This window comes from Pectobacterium brasiliense (assembly GCF_013449685.1).
Taxonomy (GTDB): domain Bacteria; phylum Pseudomonadota; class Gammaproteobacteria; order Enterobacterales; family Enterobacteriaceae; genus Pectobacterium; species Pectobacterium brasiliense_A.
The window spans coordinates 65490-85265 of record NZ_JACDSF010000003.1; the positions used below are offsets into that span (position 1 = coordinate 65490).

Genomic DNA, 19776 nt, shown 5'->3' on the forward strand with positions numbered 1-19776 from the left:
TTTGCCTAGAGTGTAACGCCAGAGCCATACGCTGAATAAAGGTTATGCCTATGGTTGCGATAAGAAAAATCAACCGGGTCACCCACCGCAACGGGGCGCATTACTCCGGTACGATTTGCTCCACCAGCGTATGTCCGGTGCCTTCTGGTACCAGTACGCTATGCAGCCACGGCAGCACGCTCTTCATCTGAGATGCCAGCTTCCACGGCGGGTTAATCACAATCATGCCAGACGCCGTCATGCCGTAGCGATCGCTGTCCGGCAGCACCGCCAGCTCAATTTGCAGAATGTTGCGAATGCCCGTAGCTTCAAGCTCTTTCAGCATGCGTTTGATGTGCTGACGCAGCACCACCGGATACCACAGCGCAAATACGCCTGTGCCAAAGCGTTTATGCCCTTCCTGAATGCCTTTCACCACGGCCTGATAGTCCGTTTTCAGCTCATAAGGTGGATCGATCAGCACAAATCCCCGACGGGAAAGCGGCGGCAGTTGTGATTTCAACTGCTGATAGCCATCGTCACGCAGCACTTTGGTGCGCGAATCCTTCTGGAATTCATTGCGCAGCAGCGGGAAATCGCTGGGGTGAAGTTCGGTCAGGTGGAGCTTGTCCTGTTCGCGCAGCAGTTGGCGGGCAATCAGCGGGGAGCCGGGGTAATAGCGCAGCCGCCCATTGTGGTTATAGGTGTGCACGGCCTGCATGTAAGGTTCGAGTTCAGCCGGAATATCATCACGCTGCCAGATTTTCGCGATGCCATCCAGATACTCCCCCGTGCGCTCGGCGTGTTCGCCGCTGAGCTGATAGCGGCCAGCACCCGCATGAGTATCGAGATACAGGAAAGGTTTTTCTTTCTCTTTCAGGGCAGTGATGATCAGGCTCTGAACGGTGTGTTTCAGCACGTCGGCGTGATTGCCGGCATGGAAACTGTGGCGGTAACTTAGCATGCTTGCTTTCCGGTGAAGTTTTCATAAATAACGTCGATTAACCGACAGTATAACCGCCTGCGACGGAAAATATCCCGTCAAACGCTCCCCTCTGCGAGCCGCCCCGCAAACCAGCCATTTTTATCTCTTAAATCAGTAAATTGAGAAACATGGCCGTTTTTCATCAATACTGACGGCCGAGGGCGTGAAGTTATCATTCAGCGCATTTGGTATCAGGCGGGCCTCGCCATGTTGTCAAACGCTAATCAGGCTGTTCGTCGTGCCCAGATCGAGACCAATCAATCGCCAAAGAAGCGTCTTGCGGGTGCGTCATGCTGTTCTTCCTTATTAACCATTCCGCGTGCACTACCGATTCCCAGAGTGCCCATCAGGCGCAGATCAATAGCCCGTTCGGCGAGCAGGGCAATAATATACCTCTTTTTTATGCAGGCTATGATGCGCACACGCCGCGCTAGTGGATGCCAGTTAGCGGCGAACTTCCCGTAAATCAAAGCTAATGGGGATGGTGATGGTGAGCTGCGCATTATCCCCTATCACCTCTGCTGGCGGAGCCGGAAGCGGCTGAGCACGCTGCGGTAAAGTGACAGATTCCTTATCGAGCGGCACCACACCGCTGCTGCTGGCTAACGAGACGTCCAGCACACTCCCCGTCCGATCCAACGTCACGCGAATCTGGGCGACGCCCTGTAATCGCTGCCGCACCGCCTGTGCCGGATAACGTTTATAGCGGCTCAGGTGTGCCAGCAGTTGGCTGCTCCAGTCCGCCACCCCTTTGCGCATCTGCGCGGCATCGCTGTTATACGGCGCAGCGACTTGCTGGCTGCTGCCAGGCAGCGGCGCGCTGGTGACGGGCGCGGGCGGTTTTTCCGATGGCGCAATCTCTTCCTGTGGCGTGGTCTCCTGCACCGGTTTTTCCATTTTTTTCTGCACTTTTTTCTGCGGCTGCGGCTTTTCCTTTTGTGCCGCCGCCATCACCGGCTTCGGCGCGGGCGCAAGCAGAGGCACCTCCTGCGTCATTTTTTCCGGCTGAGTCGCCGCTTCTTGCGGCGTGGACAGCGTCTGCTGCGGGCCGACAGGCGCATCCTGAGGGCTGGGAGTCGATTGCACGCTATCCGCCACCATCAACATCATGGCGGGCGGCGGCGCTTCAATGGAGGAATCAAGCGCATGGTAGCTAATCCAGACAATCAGCCCCGCGTGTAACGCCAATGCCAGCAGCCAGCCGCTCCCCCAACGAACCGTCGTGGCGGGCTGAATCGTATTGTATTGCAGCGTCTGTGCAGCCATTAGCCTACTGCCCCTCGCCGTGGAGACAGGGGCTGCACTCTCAATGAATGGGGCTCTGAGGAGGTCATCATGCGTTCTTCATCACATCGTTAGGTATAAAACGGACAGCAGATAATAGTAGGTCGTTCAGCTACGGGGATCGGGCAGAAAAAAAGTGAAAACAGCATAAAAAGTAATGTTATTACGTTTTAGCAGGATATTTTATCGCTCAGCAATCTGAACCCAGTAGCGAGAGAAATAACGCACCTGTACAGGAAGCGCCTCCACCAGCGCCGCTAAAATATTATCGGTATCAGACAACGGGAAGACGCCGGAAAATCGCAGGCTCTCCACCTCTGGCTGGCAACGAATGATACCGCTGCGATAGCGGCTCAGTTCATCAACAAAATCCACCAGACGCTGATTATCCGCCAGCAGTTGTCCTTTCACCCAAGAAGGCTCTGCCTTCGCCGCCGCTATCTGGCCACAGCGCTGCGTGGTGAACGTCGCCGTCTGTCCGCTTTTCACCACCTGTATATCCTGGCCGTTCTGCTGCGGATGAAGCCTTACCGCACCGTCATACACAGCTACCTGCGTGTGTTCATCCTGCACCCGAAGGCTGAAACGCGTCCCCAGCGCCTGCACTTTTCCCTGTGCCGTCGTCACAATGAAAGGACGCGGATACAACGCGACCTTCTCCGCCTGACCGGTTTCGATCATGACTTCACCGCGAATCAGCGTGAGCTGGCGTAGATCGTCACCGTAGGCCACATTCAGCGCCGTCTGCGTATTCAGCAGCAGCGTCGTACCATCGTCCAATACCGCATGGCGCTGTTCACCGACCTGCGTCTGGTAATCCGCCGTCAACGACTGCCAGAGGTCGGTGCGCGATCCCGCCACGCCAGCGCCGCCGGTCAGACAGAGAATCGCCAGCGCTTTGAGTACGTTGCGACGCTGCATACCGTTAAACGTCGACAGACTTTGGTGTGCTGCCCGTGCGTTAAGCTGGCCCAGATTGGCACACACGGATTCGATATGCTGCCACGCCTGTTCGTTATCCGGCGAGGCTTCCCGCCAACGCTGCCACTCGCGGCGATCCTGTTCCGTGACGCTGTCGGACATCAGCTGAGTCAGCCACGCCACCGCTTCACGCGCGCTGTCCGGCTGAATCGGCTGACCCTGTCGGTCACGATAAAAAGTGCGATCGTTCATAGTGGCAGCGCAAAGAAACACTGGAGGTTGGCGCGTTGCAGATACTGTTTCACCGAACTGCTGGAAACCCGCAAGCGTTCGGCGATATCGCTGTAGCGCATACCGTGGAGGTGCGCCAGCAGGAACGCTTCCCTGACCGGCGCTGGCAGGCCGTCCAATGCAGCATCAAGCTGTTCAAGAATTTCGAGGGTAAGCAGACGCGTTTCTGGAGAGGGCATACAGGCATCCGGCTGCGTGCTCAACACATCCAGATAGGCATCTTCAATCTTTTTACGGCGGTAATGGTTGGCGACCAAACGGCGAGCCACGGTAGCCAGAAACGGGCGCGGCTGGCGAATCGTGAGCAGTTCTGGGTTCATCAGCACGCTCAGGAACGTGTCCTGTGCCAGATCTTCCGCATGCTGAGCGCAGTCCAGTTTATGGCGCAGCCAGTTACACAACCAGCGGTGGTGATCGAAATAGAGCTGCTGGGCAAAGTCATTAACGCTGGCCGTCGCTTTCCTCACCATCGAACTTTACCCCAGAGCACTATTTAAACATAAGAATGATAATCGTTCTTATTTATGTTTTTTCCCTCTGACTGTCAAGTTCCGAAACGAAAATTATTCAAATTTGCTGAATTTACATTACGCCCATGCAACACCCCTCGCGAACGGGGCGGCAAGGCTAGCCGCCCCGAGCATCGCAATCAGAAACGCTGTAACACGCTGATTTTCACGTTACGTCCTACGCCGGACACCGATTCGCCCAGATACGGGTAGTAGTCGGTATTCAGCAGGTTATCAACCGTCACACGCGCTTCGAATCCTTTTATCGTCTGCGGCTGCCAACTGGCAAACAGACCATGCAGCACATATCCCTTCGTCTTCGGTAACGCCCAACCAGAAGCGAGCGGGTCGCCATCGGCAGGTGAACGATCCTGCTTGCGCACAAAATCCCCCGTCCAACCTACGGCCATATCCAGACTCGGGATTTTGGTACCCAGCGTGGCGTGTGCTGTCGTCGGTGGTATTTCGGCGATCCAGGTTTTATTGCCCCATGGGTTACGCGGCGATGCATCACGTTCTCCACGAATCGAGGAGAAGGACAGGCTGCCAAACAGCCAGCGGCTGTCGTAGAAGGATTCAATCTCAACCCCTTCAATGGTATAGCCCGGCAGGTTGCGGTAAACCGACAACGGCCCAGCGCAGGAAGAATTGCTGCCCGTCTGGGAAGATGCCGCGCAATAAACACCGGTGCGTTTGAAAATTTCGTTTTTGCCACGGTTACGGAACAGCGTGGTGCGAATTTGCAGACTGTCTTCTTCCAGCACCAGGTGGTTGAAATCCAGAATCGCCCCTAGACGGATGCCTTTGATGCTTTCCACATCCAGATTACGGCTACTTCCCGGCACACCCGAGGTCGCTGACTGCACTTCATACTGTTCATCAATGACGGGCGCACGCCAGGTACGGCTGGCATCGGCAAACAGCGACAGATTGTCCGTCGCCTTCCACAACGCCCCAATACGTGGCGACCAGCCGGTATAGGTCACGCTGCTGTAATCATGTCCTGCGGACGGGCTACTGCTGTTATAACGCGGGGCAACGTTGGGCTGACCAGTGTTAGTCACATGGTCATAACGCACGCCCGGCGTGATCGTCACTCTGCCCAACGTCACCGCATCTTGTAGATACAGGCTGCGGGTTTCCTGTTCGCCTGCCGGCATATAGTGAGGCTGGAAATAGCCATAGTTATACTCAACGCTATTCTTACCGGACGGATAATAGATCAGCGTGTCGCGCTTATGCTGGTGCCAGCGCATACCCACCAGCAGCTTATGATCGAGCGGGCCAGTGGTGAACTGACTTTCGTTACTGACCTCCGCCAGTTGATCTTTATAGCTCACCCAGCTTTCATTCCCCAGCGTCCCCAGAAAACTGTCTTGTGACGCCGAATCAGGGCGTTTGTCATGCTGTTCGGTTTTTGAGGTGGCAAATGACGCCGTCAGATTCAGCCACGGCTTATCCTCCGGCGCGATATTCCATTTCAGCGAGTAGTTCTTATCCACCTGATCGCGATAAACCAGCTTGCGCAGCCAGGCTTCTTCCCAACCGTAGAGATCAATGTCCCTTTGTGAAGGTGCAGTCATATCGTCACGCTTCGCAGCAAACGGCTGCCAGCCATCAGATTCGGAACGCATGGCCGAGAGCGTCAGTGTCTGTGAATCCGTCAGATAGATGTTGGTCTTCAGTAAATAGGACGCCATGTCGCTGGTCGAATAGACAAAACGCGTGCCATCAGGGCGTTCGATGTTGTCGCCATCGCGCTTGCTCATGTAGAGCAGGCCGTCAGCCATCCCGTCTTCCGTGCGGCCATACAGCGCGCCGCTGTAGATATTTTGCCGATCGTTGGTGTGATAGCTGTATTTCGTCATCCCACCGAAATTTTCTCCCGGCAGCAGCAGATCGCTAGCGTCTTTGGTATCAACGTGAATGGTACCGCCAAAGCCGCCGTTGCCGCTGCGAATGTCATGCGGGCCTTTATCGACGTCGATCCGCTTAATCAGCTCAGGCTCAATAAATACCGAGCCCTGGCGGTATTTCTCAAAGCCTTTCGGCGCGCCGTCCAGCACGACTTTGACGTCTTCCATGTCGCCCATGCCCCAGATATTCAGGCTTTGCCCACCCGGACGGGGTGACCCCGCCATCGATACGCCGGGGAGTTTATCGAGCAGGCTGGCAATATTATCGGCCTGCACGCGGTCAACATCGGCCTGACGCAACACCGAACGTCCGGCGGCGGCGCTGTCCGATGTGCCACCAACAACCGAAAGCGTCGGGATCATCAGGCTGCCGTCGCTTCCTTCGGCGGCAAGCGCGGATTCCAGCCGATAGCCCGTGGCCGTCTGTACCGCACTCAGTCCCGTTCCCGCCAGCGCAGCCGCAAAAGCTTCCTGAACGGTGTAGCTTCCCTGAACGCTCCCGCTGGTTTTATTCTGTGTTTGATCGGGAGAAAACGTGAGAATGACATTGGCGCGGCTGGCAACGGCCTGCAACGTGGTTCCTAGTTGCCCAGCGGGGATAGAAAACGTCACTGTCGGCGCCGCGACAGCTGTCGGCGTTTCCGCCGCCAGCGCCGAACTGACCGTTCCGGCACTCAAGATCAACACGCCGGACAGCGCCAAATGCACTGCCCGCGCCACCGTCAAGGCGGGTTTGTGCGCAATGCGCCCGCCCTTATGATTGTTTATCGCCATTGTCATTCCCCTGAAGTATTGAAAAAAAAGACACACCAGGTAGGTCACGCGAAAAACCAAATCGGGCAGGGAAAGTGCAAAAAATTTCAGGAAAACGTATTCAACACGGCATTCGCCGCCGTGTTCAGGTAACAAACGGGGCTTATCCAAGGCCACAAAACGCACCTTTGGTCACGAGCGATAATCCCTCTGCCATTGATTTTCACGGCGCTTGACCTCATCTTAGTAATTAATCCGCAGTAGATATCCGCCTTGCCGGCCTTTATTCAACAGATTCCACTTACCGGCAACGAGATCACCCACAATTATCAGGACGGCACCATGACGAATCCATTACTGACCTCATTTACCCTGCCCCCGTTCTCCAGTATCAAAACGGAAGATATTGTCCCAGCGGTGAAGTCCGCACTGGATGAATGCCGCGAGACGGTAGAGCGTGTGGTGGCGCAAGCGGGGCCATTTACATGGGATAATCTGTGCCAGCCGCTGGCAGACAGCGACGATCGTCTTGGCCGCATCTTCTCCCCTATCAGCCACCTGAACGCGGTGAAGAACAGCCCGGAGCTGCGTGCGGTTTATGAAGAATGTCTGCCGCTGCTGTCCGAACACAGTACCTGGGTCGGCCAGCATGCCGGACTCTATCAGGCCTATCGCAGCCTGCGCGACGGCGAGCACTACACCGCACTGAGCGTGGCGCAGAAGAAATCCGTTGATAACGCGCTGCGCGATTTTGAACTGTCTGGTATCGGTCTGTCGCCGGAAAAACAGAAACGCTATGGTGAAATTTCCGCTCGCCTGTCCGAACTTGGCTCGCAGTACAGCAACAACGTACTGGATGCTACGATGGGCTGGAGCAAGCTGATCACCGACGTCGCCGAGCTGGATGGCATGCCGGAAAGCGCGCTGGCAGCGGCCAAAGCGCAGGCTGAAGCCAAAGAACAAGACGGCTGGCTGCTGACACTGGATATCCCAAGCTACCTGCCGGTGATGACCTACTGCACCAATCAGGCACTGCGCGAAGAGATGTACCGTGCCTACGGCACGCGCGCCTCCGATCAGGGGCCGAACGCAGGCAAGTGGGACAACAGTGAGGTGATGGCAGAAGAGCTGGCACTGCGTCACGAACTGGCACAGCTACTGGGCTTCGACAGCTATGCGCACAAATCGCTGGCGACCAAAATGGCGGAAAACCCGCAGCAGGTACTCGATTTCCTGACCGATCTGGCGAAACGCGCCCGTCCACAGGCGGAAGAAGAACTCGCGCAGTTGCGTGCCTTCGCCAAAGAACACTACGGCGTAGAGGAATTGCAGGCCTGGGATATCACCTACTACAGCGAACAGCAGAAGCAGCATCGATATTCCATCAGCGACGAGCAGCTTCGTCCGTACTTCCCAGAAGAACGCGCGGTGAACGGCCTGTTCGAAGTGGTTAAACGCATCTACGGCATCACCGCCAAAGAGCGTAAAGACGTCGATGTCTGGCACCCAGACGTTCGCTTCTTCGATCTGTTCGATGAAAGCGGCGAACTGCGCGGCAGCTTCTACCTCGATTTATACGCCCGTGAACATAAGCGCGGCGGAGCCTGGATGGATGATTGCGCGGGTAAACTGCGTAAAGGCAACGGCGAACTGCAAAAACCGGTCGCCTATCTGGTCTGTAACTTCAACCGCCCGGTCAACGGCAAACCCGCGCTGTTTACTCACGACGAAGTCACCACGCTGTTCCACGAATTTGGTCACGGCCTGCACCACATGTTGACCCAGATCGATACCGCCGGTGTGGCGGGCATCAACGGCGTACCGTGGGATGCGGTCGAGCTGCCAAGTCAATTTATGGAAAACTGGTGCTGGGAACCGGAAGCGCTGGCCTTTATCTCCGGTCACCACGAAACCGGTGAACCGCTGCCGCAGGAACTGCTGGAGAAGATGCTGGCGGCGAAGAACTATCAGGCTGCACTGTTCATTCTGCGCCAGTTGGAATTCGGCCTGTTCGATTTCCGTCTGCATGCCGAGTTTGATCCTACGAAAGGCGCACAGATTCTGCCGACGCTGGCCGAAATCAAAGCGCAGGTGGCGGTGGTGCCAAGCCCAAGCTGGGGCCGCTTCCCGCACGCGTTCAGTCACATCTTCGCGGGCGGCTATGCCGCTGGCTATTACAGCTATCTGTGGGCCGACGTGCTGGCAGCGGATGCCTATTCCCGCTTTGAGGAAGAAGGGATCTTCAACCGTGAAACCGGCCAGTCTTTCCTGGATAACATCTTGACCCGCGGCGGTTCCGAAGAGCCGATGGAGCTGTTCAAACGCTTCCGTGGCCGTGAACCGCAGTTAGACGCCATGCTCGCGCATTACGGCATCAAAGGATGAGCATCTGCTTAATCGCAGAGGAAGGCGCCGATAGTGGCGCCTTATCTTCTCTGGCCGCACGCTGGGGGCTGGTTTCCGATCCCGATGCGGTCATGGCGCTGGTGCTAACAGCCCAACGTCTGGAACTGCGTAAGCAGGACGAACCGAAGCTCGGTGCTATTTTCGTGGATTTCGTTGGTGGGGCGATGGCGCACCGTCGCCGCTTTGGCGGCGGACGCGGCGAGGCTGTAGCCAAAGCCGTCGGTATCAAAAAAGATTACCTGCCGGATGTCGTGGATGCGACGGCCGGGCTGGGGCGCGATGCCTTCGTGCTGGCCGCATTAGGCTGCCACGTACGCATGGTGGAGCGCAATCCGGTGGTTGCGGCGCTGCTGGATGACGGGTTACAGCGTGGCTATCAGGACGCAGAAATTGGCCCGTGGCTACAAGAACGGCTCACCCTGCTGCACGCATCGAGCATGACCGCGCTACGCGATATCACACCGCCACCGGATGTGGTTTATCTCGATCCGATGTTCCCACATAAACAAAAGAGCGCGCTGGTGAAGAAAGAGATGCGGGTATTTCAGTCGCTGGTGGGTGCGGATGACGATGCCGATGCGCTGCTGGACCCTGCCCGCGCGCTGGCGAAAAAACGCGTTGTGGTGAAACGGCCAGACTATGCGCCGCCGCTGGCTGGCGTACCGGCACAGTCCATGCTGGAAACCAAAAGCCACCGCTTCGATTTCTATCTTCCCGCCTGAACAATCTCGTCGCCGCGACGCTAAGCGTATCGGCGACTAAAAACTTAGCCTGCTTCGCATTTCCTACGCTGCTTTTGCAAAGTCTGTGGCACTAATGAGAAGCAAATCGCATAATTCCGCGCATCACCTTTTATGACACTAAGATGACATAATGAAAAAAACGCTTCTGTCACTTCTGCTTTGTTTGAGTACTTCTGCTATGGCCGCTCAAGAACCCGTCAATATTACGATTCTGGGGACATCCGACCTGCACGGTACCTTTGTTCCCTGGGATTACGCCACCGATACCGCCAACATGGCGGGCAGCCTGAGCCAGATCGCCACGCAAGTGCATAAGGTTCGCGCACAGCAGCCGAATGTGATTCTGGTTGATGCGGGCGATACGATTCAGGGCAACTTTGTCGAAACCTTCAAAAATGACAAAACCAGCCCGATGATCCTCGGTTTTAACGCCCTGAATTATGACGTTTGGGTGCTGGGCAACCACGAGTTCGATTTCGGCCTGAACGTGCTTTCCACCTCGCTTGACCAGTTCAAAGGCACCGCACTGGCGGGCAACATTTTTTGGGAGAGCGGTAAACCTTACTTACCCGCCTATAAAATTGTCGAACGACAGGGCGTGAAGATTGGCATCATCGGGATGGATACGCCGATGACAGCGGAATTCGCCAAAGGCACTGACCGCGTGAAAGGGCTGAACTTCATCGATCCCGTCGGGGCAGTAAAAACCGTGATCCAGCAAATCCACGATAAGGTCGACGCCATCGTGCTGGTTGCCCATATGGGCATCGATAACGAGAACCAGCGGCCGGGCACCGGCGTGGGCGACATTGCTCGCGCGAACCCTGAGTTAGCCGCTATTGTCGCGGGCCATATGCACGTAAAAGTGGATAAAGAGGTGATAAATGGCGTGATCGTCACCGAACCAGACAAATATGGTCGTGCACTGTCGCGCATCGATTTGCAGTTTGAGCAGCAAAACGGCAAGTACGTGCTGATCAACAAAGACAGCTATACCTATTCGATCAAGGATGTGGATTCTGACCGCAAGATGGAAGACATCTACGAGCCTTATCACAATACCCTGCGCGCCAACGCTAACCGCCCGATTGCGCAGCTTCTTGGGCACGATCTGGTGCCGCAAGATGCCGTGAAAGGCATTCCTCAGGTACACGTACAGGACACGGGTATCAGCGCCCTGTTCCAGGAAGCCAGCCGCCATTATGCCCCTAAAGCGCAGGTCATCGCGCTGCAAATTGATAACGATCGGCCCAAGCTGAACGTCGGCACCATCGCCGCGAAGGACATTGCCTTTAACTATCAATACGCTGGCGGTGAGATCACGGTTTATCAGCTCACCGGTAAAGAACTGAAGAAATACATGGAATGGTCTGCGGGTTACTTCAACCAGTTGCAGGACGGCGATGTGACTTACAGCTTCAATCGGCAGCGCCGCGCGTCCAAGTATTCCACCAATGATTTCTTCGACGGCGTGACGTACACCATCGACCTGACAAAACCCGCCGGGCAGCGCATCACCGACCTGAAAATGAATAACGGCATGCCAGTTACCGGCGACATGCCGATTCGTCTAGGCATGAACAGCTACCGTATGGGCCACCTGACGCAGAAAGGCGGCGTGCTGGAAGGTAAGCAGTTCCCAGTACTGTCAGACACCAAAGCGGAATATGGCGAAGAGGCGGGTACGATTCGTAACCTGACCATCCGCTATCTAACCGAGGTGAAAAAAGGCCAATACGAGGGTACGGTACCGCTGCGCTGGAAGCTGGCTGGATTGCAGGGCTATGAGCGCGAACGCCACATCGTCGAATCGCTGCTCAACAGCGGAAAAATCAGCGTGCCGACGTCAGACGACGGTCGCTACAGCAATGTGCAATCCATCAATGTAAAAGCACTGCTGCTGCCGGATGCCGCGCAGAGGGAGAAACGCGTGGCGGAGCTGACGCAACAGCGCGACAGCGCCACCGACGCGTTGACCAAACAGCGGCTGAACGATCAACTGACGATTATCGCGGCCATTAACTAACCGACGCTTCGCGGGAAGCCGAAATGGCTGACCGCGTGTGTCGAGCGCTGATAATGGATAGATCGTAAAGACGCTGCACAGCCTGCCATTGGCAGGCTGTATTATCTTTCGCTGCGGGCTTTCCAGCGTTCGCTCGCCAGGTAGCCGTTCACACCCACATCCAGCAAAGGGCGTGGCGGCAAGTAATTTGCCTGCCCGAGCGATTGCATATCGCTAATCAGCGGGTTGTCTTCACCTAGTGCCAAATCCGCCAGAATATGCCCGGCAGCGGTTTGCTTCGACAGCCCCGCCCCATTACAGCCTGCGGACGCGTACACATTATCGCTTAGCTGCCCCCAAATTGGTGCCCCGTTGCGCGTGACGCTAATCAAGCCTGACCAGGTATGCGCCATCTTCACGTCGCTCAACTGCGGGAACATCCGGGCAAAAATAGCCGCGTGACGACGCGCGTGACGTCCGGTTTCTACAGCGCTATTGACCAACTCAGGCGTAAATTTCACATGCTCCCGAATCAGGAAGCGATGATCGCGCGTATAGCGCAGCGTCGCGCTGGCCAGCGCATTCACCGGCGTCAGCCCCCAGTCCGGCATATCGCCCATACGAGCTAGCTGTTCCACATTTAACGGTTCCGTCAGCGTCGCGAAAGTCGCCACGGCAAACACCCGACCATTGAACAGCGGCAGGCCGCGCGCCGCGCCGTTAATCGCCATCATCAGCTTATCCGCATGAATCTCGCCGTACGGCGTTTCCACGCGAATCCGCGATCCCGTTTCGATATTCAACGCCGGAGAATGGGCGTAGACCGTCACATTCTTCGGTAGGTTCGCCACCAGCCCGACCACCAGCGCCGCCGGGTTTAGCAGAATGCAATTGGGGGTGTACACCGCACGATGATAGAAAGATGTGCCGAGGCGGCGAGCAAGCTCGTCTTTTTCCACCACCTGATAGGATTCACCCAAATCATCCAATTCACGGACATAGGTATCGATCAGGCCGTCAAACGTTGAACTGACCGCGCAGTGATATTTCCCCGCCACGCTCCAGTCGCACGCGATCGCATGGCGATCCACCTTCTCTTTCAGATGTGCGACGCCGGACTGCAACAGGCGACGATACGCCGCCGCTTTTTCCAGTTCGGCCGTCGAACTGCCGATGTTGTGCGGCAAATCGATCACGAAACCGGAGTTACGCCCAGAGGCATTGTCACCAATCTCACCCGCATCCAGCAGAATAATGTGTTTATCCGGGCGCTGTTCAGCCAAACGCTGTGCAAAGGCAATCCCCGCATAGCCCGCGCCGATCACCAGCCAGTCCGCCGTTGTTTTTCCACGCTGCTGAGGATAATTCGGTTTATCGATAAGATCTGCCGACCAGCCATTACGATTCTGATCGAAAGGAAGATGTTTGATTTTCACAATGGTGTAAGCCTTGAAGAAAACGGGTTGTACCAGAAGACTGACGATACGCAATGCTGATTAAGATAAAGAAAGGCAGGAAGCGGTGTCCAGCAAGAAATGTCGCTAAAATTTAGAAAAATAATTGAAAAATCAAGGTGCCTGCGAATACAGGCACCTTAGCTACATTATGCGTTACACGACGCCCTGCGCCAGCATCGCGTCGGCCACTTTTACAAAGCCCGCCACGTTAGCACCGCGCACGTAGTTAGTCTGGCTGTTTTCACCGCCGTACTGCACACAGGCATTGTGAATATCCAGCATGATGTGGTGCAGACGCGCATCCACCTTCTCGGCTTTCCAGCCCAAACGTGCCGCGTTCTGCGCCATTTCCAGACCGGATGTTGCCACACCGCCCGCATTGGCCGCTTTGCCCGGCGCAAACAGTACACCTGCATCCAGGAACGCGTCGGTCGCTGGAATCGTGGTTGGCATGTTGGCGCCTTCTGCCACGGCTTTCACACCGTTAGCAATCAGCGTCTGCGCCGCAGGCAGATCCAGCTCATTCTGCGTCGCACACGGCAGCGCGATGTCTACCGGTACTTCCCACGGCGTTTTGCCTGCGAGGTAGGTCAGCTTCGCTTCGCGCGCGTAATCTTCCACGCGGCCATAGCGTTTGTTTTTAATCTCTTCCAGCAGCGCCAGTTTCTCTGGGGTAAACCCGCTCTCATCCACTACCGTGCCGTTAGAATCCGATGCCGTAACCACGCGAGCACCCAGTTCCATCGCTTTTTCAATCGCGTACTGCGCCACATTACCAGAACCGGATACCGCGACACGCATACCTTCAAAGCCCAAACCGTGGCGTTTCAGCATCGCTTCCGTAAAGTAGATCAGGCCGTAGCCCGTCGCTTCAGGGCGGATCAGACTGCCGCCGAACGACAATCCTTTACCCGTGAAGACGCACGCCGTGTTGTTGGTCAGCTTCTTCATCATGCCGGTCATGAAACCGACTTCACGGCCGCCCACGCCGATATCGCCCGCCGGAACGTCCGTATCCGCGCCCAGATGACGATACAGCTCCGTCATCAGCGCCTGACAGAAACGCATGATTTCACCCTGGCTTTTCCCTTTCGGGTTAAAGTCCGAGCCGCCTTTACCACCGCCCATTGGCAGCGTCGTCAGCGCATTCTTGAACGTCTGCTCGAACCCAAGGAATTTCAGAATCGACAGGTTAACGGACGGGTGGAAACGCATGCCGCCTTTGTACGGGCCGATTGCGGAGCTGAACTGGACGCGCCAGGCGCGGTTCACCTGTACCTGACCTTTGTCGTCCGTCCATGCGACGCGGAACTGAATCACACGTTCCGGTTCTACCAATCGTTCCAGCAGGCTGTAATCCGCATAGTGAGGGTTCTGCTCCAGAAAAGGCCACAGAGTGGAAAGGACTTCATTAACGGCCTGTAGAAACTCAGGCTGATGCGGATCGCGTTGTTGAACAGAATCAAGAAAACTTGCCAGAGATACGATTTGTGCCATGAACAGCTCCTGATTGAACGAATAAGTCCCCGTCTGCTTCTTTATTTTTAGACACGCAGAAGCTTGTGGGATCGGTGAAAATGATGTTGTGTCCTCTGGACTATAACACTGGCGATGGATATTTAAGCAAGCGTTTTCTTTTTAGATAAACGTTATAATCCAATGGGATAGGAAGGGTTTTTGGGCGATTTTAGAAGAGAAATTTGCTATAAGTTTTTGTTATATAACAAAAGGCACAGCTAAGAAGCCGTGCCTTTCATCACTGAAAAAAAATGCAAAAAAAGCTAATTTTTATTCGTCTTCATCATCACGCAGCGGCACGATCAGCATGTCGACATGTATGGTATTAATCAGTTGACGAGCAGAAGACATCAGTTTGCTCCAGAAGTCCTGATGGTGACCGCACAGCACGAGGTCAACACCGTATTTCTTAATCGCATCAACCAGCACCTGCCCTAAATCGCCACTGCCGCTCAGCGTTTCGCTGATAGGGTAGCCCGCATTCTGGGACAGCTCAGCCAACGCATTCTGAGTTTCTTCGGAGATACGCTGTTGCATGTCACCCAGATTGACGTCAATAAGCCCAGTGTAGAGATCGGAGTAGTTCACATCGACATGGATTAACGACACTTTCGCATTGTACGGTCTTGCCATTGAAACGGCTTTTTCCACTAGCACTTTGCTTTCTGGAGAAAGGTCAACAGCAATCAGGATGTGTTTGTAAGCCATAATAAGACTCCTTCCGTAAAGACTAATTAAGGGTTAGCAGATATTTCCCCTGCCAATCGGATACTTAACAGCGAATCATATACCCTAAATAATTCGAGTTGCGTGAAGGCGGCAACCGCGTGAATCCCTAGGAGCTTACTCAGGTAAGTGACTGGGGTGAGTAAGGGCAGCCAACGCACAAGCAGCTTGAAGTATGACGGGTATAAGGTAGCACTCGTCCACGCTATCGGACTGTTCAGTCGATCACAACCCGTTTTCAAACCTGTTAATTCTATTGATCAGTGTAGTAGAAACCGCTCCTTTTCACAGTTAAATCACGCAGCTTCTCCTTTCAGAAAGGGCATTATCTCGTCGAAAATCGGCCTTCATGCCGATTGCGCCTGCCTCTCTGGCACAAACGAACATTCTTCTTCTACACTACAAGTAGGGCGCGGTAAGCCTGTGCGCTGCACCCTGGGATGGAAAACAAGAATGGGGCTAGCCGTGATGCTGTTGGCTATCCCAAATGACAATAAAATCGTGCGCAAGCGCGTGGCATAACTATTCGTAGAAAAATGTCACAGACAAACGTCGTAGATAAGCGTCGCGGATAATAGTAACGCTTATCATCGGTGACAGGTGGACAACGGGAAGGTATGGCCATCGAATCTGACGAATAGAACGACCGGGAGGGAAGCATGATTAGTACATTTGCGCTTTTCTGGGCTTTATGTATCGTCTGCATCATCAATATGGCGAGGTACTACTCTTCATTACGTGTGTTACTGCTGATTTTGCGTGACTGTGACCCGCTGCTTTACCAATACGTTGACGGGGGTGGCTTCTTTACCTCGCACGGCCAGCCAAGTAAACAAATCCGGCTGGTACGCTATATCTACGCGCAACGCTATCTTGATCATCACGACCCTGAGTTTATTCGCCGTTGCGAGCGAGTGCGGGGACAGTTTCTGCTTACGACCGCCCTGTGTGGCCTTATCGTCATCAGTCTGTTTGCGATGACAATATGGTATTAAATGCGGGTACTTACACAATTCTCTGGTATTACAACCATCATTGGTATGACAACCATGAACGTCGATAAAAAGTAAAAAGGCGATTCCCCACAGAATCGCCTTTTTTATTTATACGTGATGAATTATCGCAATTAGATCAGCTTCAACGCCAGCCAGTACAGCGTACCGGACATCAGCATGGAGACAGGCAGCGTCAACACCCAGGCAAGCAGAATACTTCTTATCGTTTTGCCCTGTACGCCACCACCGTCCGCAATCATCGTCCCAGCAACCGCCGAGGACAATACGTGCGTGGTGGAAACTGGCATACCGGTATAGCTGGCGACACCAATCGACAGGGCCGCCGTCACCTGCGCCGAAACGCCCTGTGCGTAGGTCATGCCTTTCTTGCCAATCTTCTCACCGATGGTCACTGCAACGCGTTTCCAGCCCACCATGGTGCCCAGAGACAGCGCTAATGCGACAGCGACGATAATCCAGAGAGGCGCATACTCAACCGTCTGCAGCATATCTTTACGCAGGTTGCTCAGGTAACGCTTATCTTCGCCCGACGTTTCTGGCAGCTTGATCACCCGATCCATCGTGTCAGAGATACACATCAGCAAACGACGCACTCTGCTACGATCGTCAGGGTTCAACTGGTCGTAACTTTTCAGGTTATTCAGCAGACCCTGTGTACGGTCAATCGCAATCATCACGCGTGAACTGTCACAGTGAAACTCTTTCTGACCGTTGCCGGGAATCGTGCTTTCTGGCGTAGGAATAACGGGTGGAGACAGGTCGATAACGTGCGTCAACGCGTCGCCGTGCTGCTTGTAGTATTCCTGCAAATTGACAACGGCATCACGGGTACGGCTGATGTCATAGCCAGACGCGTTCATGTTGACAATAAACCCAGCAGGCGCGACGCCAATCAGCACCAGCATAATCAAGCCGATACCTTTCTGACCATCGTTTGCACCGTGAGAGAAGCTCACCCCAATCGCTGATAAAATCAGCGCGGTACGGGTCCAGAACGGCGGCTTACGTTTGCCATCCTGCTTTTCGCGATCGACAGGCGTCAGATGCACGCGCTTGCGTTTTTTGCTGTTGTTCCAGAACCGACGCAGCACCAGCAACATCAGACCTGCCACCACCATCCCCACAATCGGCGAGAGCAGCAACGACAGGAAAATGCTGATCATTTTCGGCACGTTCAACGCGTCCACAACGGAGGTATCCGTCAACAGCGCATTGGTTAAACCAATACCAATAATGGAGCCGATCAGCGTGTGAGAACTGGAGGCAGGAATACCGAAGTACCAGGTACCCAAGTTCCAGATAATAGCGGCCAGCAGCATGGAAAAGACCATCGCCAGACCGTGCGCCGAACTCACGTTCAACAATAAATCCGTGGGGAGAAGGTGAACAATGGCATAGGCCACGCTCAGGCCGCCCAGCAGTACACCGAAGAAATTAAAGACACCCGCCATAACAACAGCAAACTCGGCACGCATGGCGCGGGTATAAATAACAGTGGCAACGGCGTTCGCAGTATCGTGAAAACCGTTAATGGCTTCATACATCAGTACAAACAACAAAGCCAATATCAACATCAGGCCAGTGTAGTAATCCAAACCGGCAAATAAATGTAGCATAAACGTTAGGCCATTTAGTGGTCATCAACGCGGCGCATTATCGGCGACAAGCAGGGGTCTGGAAAAGCGAAATATGACATTTTTTTGACTTAATATGTGACGACGATCGGTGGATAAATCACTTAATCAATAGAAATCAAATAATTATATATTTTTACTAAAATATGCAAATTGTTACGCTGGTATCGAACAAAAACCAACACTACAATTTGCCGCCCTATGGCTTATCGGCCTGTGGCAATCCAAGAAGATAAAATCACTCATCGGAGAAATGCATTGTGGAACAGTTTGACGCTGTCATCATCGGTGCCGGTGCAGCAGGCATGTTTTGTGCGGCACAGGCAGGACAACGCGGACTGCGTGTTCTACTGCTCGATAACGGCAAGAAGGCTGGCCGGAAAATATTGATGTCCGGTGGCGGGCGCTGCAACTTTACCAATATGTATGCAGAGCCGGCGGCCTATCTGTCTCACAATCCTCACTTTTGTAAATCAGCACTGGCACGTTATACCCAATGGGATTTCATCAGTCTGGTCAACAGCCACCGCATCGCTTATCACGAGAAAACGCTCGGTCAGCTATTCTGCGATGATTCCGCACAGCAAATCGTGGACATGCTGGTAACAGAATGTGAGCAGGCGAATGTCACCCTCCGTCTGCGCAGTGAAGTGACCTCGGTGGAGAAATCAGACGATCGGTTCACCGTCCAGCTAAGCAACGGCACAGCATTCCAGAGTCCATCGTTGGTCGTTGCCTGCGGTGGCCTGTCGATGCCCGGCCTAGGTGCGACGCCGTTCGGTTACCAGCTCGCCGCGCAGTTCGGTATCAACGTGCTCCCAACTCGCGCTGCGCTAGTGCCCTTTACGCTACACAAACCGCTGCTCGAACAGTTGCAAACGCTCTCCGGCGTCTCCGTGCCGACCGTCATCACCGCAGAAAACGGCGTGACGTTCCGTGAAAATATCCTGTTTACGCACCGTGGGCTTTCTGGCCCGGCTATTTTGCAGATCTCCAGCTACTGGCAAGCGGGTGAATTCGTCACCATCAATTTGCTACCCGATCGCGATCTCACCCCGCTTATTAATGACGAGCGCACCGCTCACCCGAACCAAAGCCTGAAAAACACGCTGGCACAGTGGCTACCTAAACGACTGGTTGAATGCTTACAGGCGTTAGGACAACTGCCGGACGTCACACTGAAACAGCTCAACAGCGCACAGCAAACGCAGATCGAACAAAGCCTGCAACAGTGGCGCGTGCAGCCAAACGGTACGGAAGGTTATCGCACTGCCGAAGTCACCATCGGCGGCGTTGACACCCGTGCGCTGTCCTCCAAAACCATGGAAGCCAGCGCGGTGCCGGGGTTGTATTTCATCGGCGAAGTGGTCGATGTGACCGGCTGGCTCGGCGGCTATAACTTCCAATGGGCGTGGAGCTCAGCATGGGCGTGCGCGCAGGCACTGCAAGCCATGCAGGAACGGTAACCTTTTCCCTTATTTCATCAGGAGCAACATCACAACCACAACCGTTCCAATGGATTCGACATTCAGGTCACCTTCGCGAGAATTAATACCACCCATTAGTCGTACAAAGGGATGTATCATTGCCTGAAGATTTGTACACTTCACCGTGTGACGAATAATGTCTACCT

General features: G+C 54.6%; 14 protein-coding genes. 5 read left to right on the top strand and 9 right to left on the bottom strand.

Translation table 11 applies throughout. The features are described from left to right. Positions 1–100: 100 nt before the first annotated feature. The 5 genes from H0248_RS01445 to H0248_RS01465 form a co-directional block, all read right to left on the bottom strand. Positions 101–943 carry a 23S rRNA (adenine(2030)-N(6))-methyltransferase RlmJ gene (locus H0248_RS01445; protein ID WP_102118774.1) on the bottom strand — a complete coding sequence of 281 codons (843 nt, stop codon included), beginning with the start codon at positions 941–943 and terminating at the stop codon, positions 101–103. Between the two features lie 465 nt (positions 944–1408). After that, entirely contained in the window at positions 1409–2230 is an 822-nt protein-coding gene (locus tag H0248_RS01450; RefSeq protein WP_180784400.1) for an energy transducer TonB family protein, read from the bottom strand. A gap of 201 nt (positions 2231–2431) precedes the next feature. After that, on the bottom strand, positions 2432–3421 hold the full coding sequence (locus H0248_RS01455; protein ID WP_180784401.1) for a FecR domain-containing protein: 990 nt from the start codon (positions 3419–3421) through the stop codon (positions 2432–2434). After that, positions 3418–3930, bottom strand: a complete 513-nt coding sequence (locus H0248_RS01460) for a sigma-70 family RNA polymerase sigma factor (RefSeq protein ID WP_010296516.1) — start codon at positions 3928–3930, stop codon at positions 3418–3420. Before H0248_RS01460 ends, H0248_RS01455 begins: the two co-directional genes overlap by 4 nt. Positions 3931–4109: 179 nt before the next feature. Continuing rightward, positions 4110–6659, bottom strand: a complete 2550-nt coding sequence (locus H0248_RS01465) for a TonB-dependent receptor (protein WP_180784402.1) — start codon at positions 6657–6659, stop codon at positions 4110–4112. Between the two features lie 321 nt (positions 6660–6980). On the opposite strand from H0248_RS01465, the gene prlC reads away from it, so the two are divergent. The 3 genes from prlC to H0248_RS01480 all read left to right on the top strand — a co-directional run bounded on the left by prlC (position 6981) and on the right by H0248_RS01480 (position 11813). Next, positions 6981–9023 carry an oligopeptidase A gene (prlC, locus tag H0248_RS01470; protein ID WP_180784403.1) on the top strand — a complete coding sequence of 681 codons (2043 nt, stop codon included), beginning with the start codon at positions 6981–6983 and terminating at the stop codon, positions 9021–9023. Next, positions 9020–9766, top strand: coding sequence for a 16S rRNA (guanine(1516)-N(2))-methyltransferase RsmJ (gene rsmJ, locus H0248_RS01475; RefSeq protein ID WP_180784404.1), 747 nt, complete (start codon positions 9020–9022; stop codon positions 9764–9766). Before prlC ends, rsmJ begins: the two co-directional genes overlap by 4 nt. A 151-nt stretch (positions 9767–9917) precedes the next feature. Continuing rightward, positions 9918–11813: a bifunctional metallophosphatase/5'-nucleotidase gene (locus H0248_RS01480; protein WP_180784405.1), complete on the top strand. Its 1896-nt coding sequence runs from the start codon at positions 9918–9920 to the stop codon at positions 11811–11813. A gap of 101 nt (positions 11814–11914) precedes the next feature. Here the strand turns inward: H0248_RS01480 and H0248_RS01485 are convergent, their stop codons facing one another. The 3 genes from H0248_RS01485 to uspA form a co-directional block, all read right to left on the bottom strand. Then, complete coding sequence (locus H0248_RS01485; RefSeq protein WP_180784406.1) at positions 11915–13228, bottom strand: NAD(P)/FAD-dependent oxidoreductase; 1314 nt, start codon at positions 13226–13228, stop codon at positions 11915–11917. A gap of 174 nt (positions 13229–13402) precedes the next feature. Then, entirely contained in the window at positions 13403–14746 is a 1344-nt protein-coding gene (gdhA, locus tag H0248_RS01490; protein WP_119888954.1) for an NADP-specific glutamate dehydrogenase, read from the bottom strand. 291 nt (positions 14747–15037) lie between these two features. Beyond that, a complete protein-coding gene (uspA, locus tag H0248_RS01495) occupies positions 15038–15475 on the bottom strand; it encodes a universal stress protein UspA (RefSeq protein ID WP_180784407.1) in 438 nt (145 codons plus the stop codon). A 677-nt stretch (positions 15476–16152) separates the two neighbouring features. On the opposite strand from uspA, the gene uspB reads away from it, so the two are divergent. Next, a complete protein-coding gene (gene uspB, locus H0248_RS01500; protein WP_010281678.1) occupies positions 16153–16488 on the top strand; it encodes a universal stress protein UspB in 336 nt (111 codons plus the stop codon). A 131-nt stretch (positions 16489–16619) separates the two neighbouring features. Here uspB and pitA read toward each other — a convergent pair whose 3' ends face one another. After that, entirely contained in the window at positions 16620–18125 is a 1506-nt protein-coding gene (pitA, locus tag H0248_RS01505; RefSeq protein ID WP_180784408.1) for an inorganic phosphate transporter PitA, read from the bottom strand. Between the two features lie 278 nt (positions 18126–18403). On the opposite strand from pitA, the gene H0248_RS01510 reads away from it, so the two are divergent. Next, positions 18404–19609 carry a BaiN/RdsA family NAD(P)/FAD-dependent oxidoreductase gene (locus tag H0248_RS01510; RefSeq protein WP_180784409.1) on the top strand — a complete coding sequence of 402 codons (1206 nt, stop codon included), beginning with the start codon at positions 18404–18406 and terminating at the stop codon, positions 19607–19609. Positions 19610–19776 lie beyond the last annotated feature (167 nt).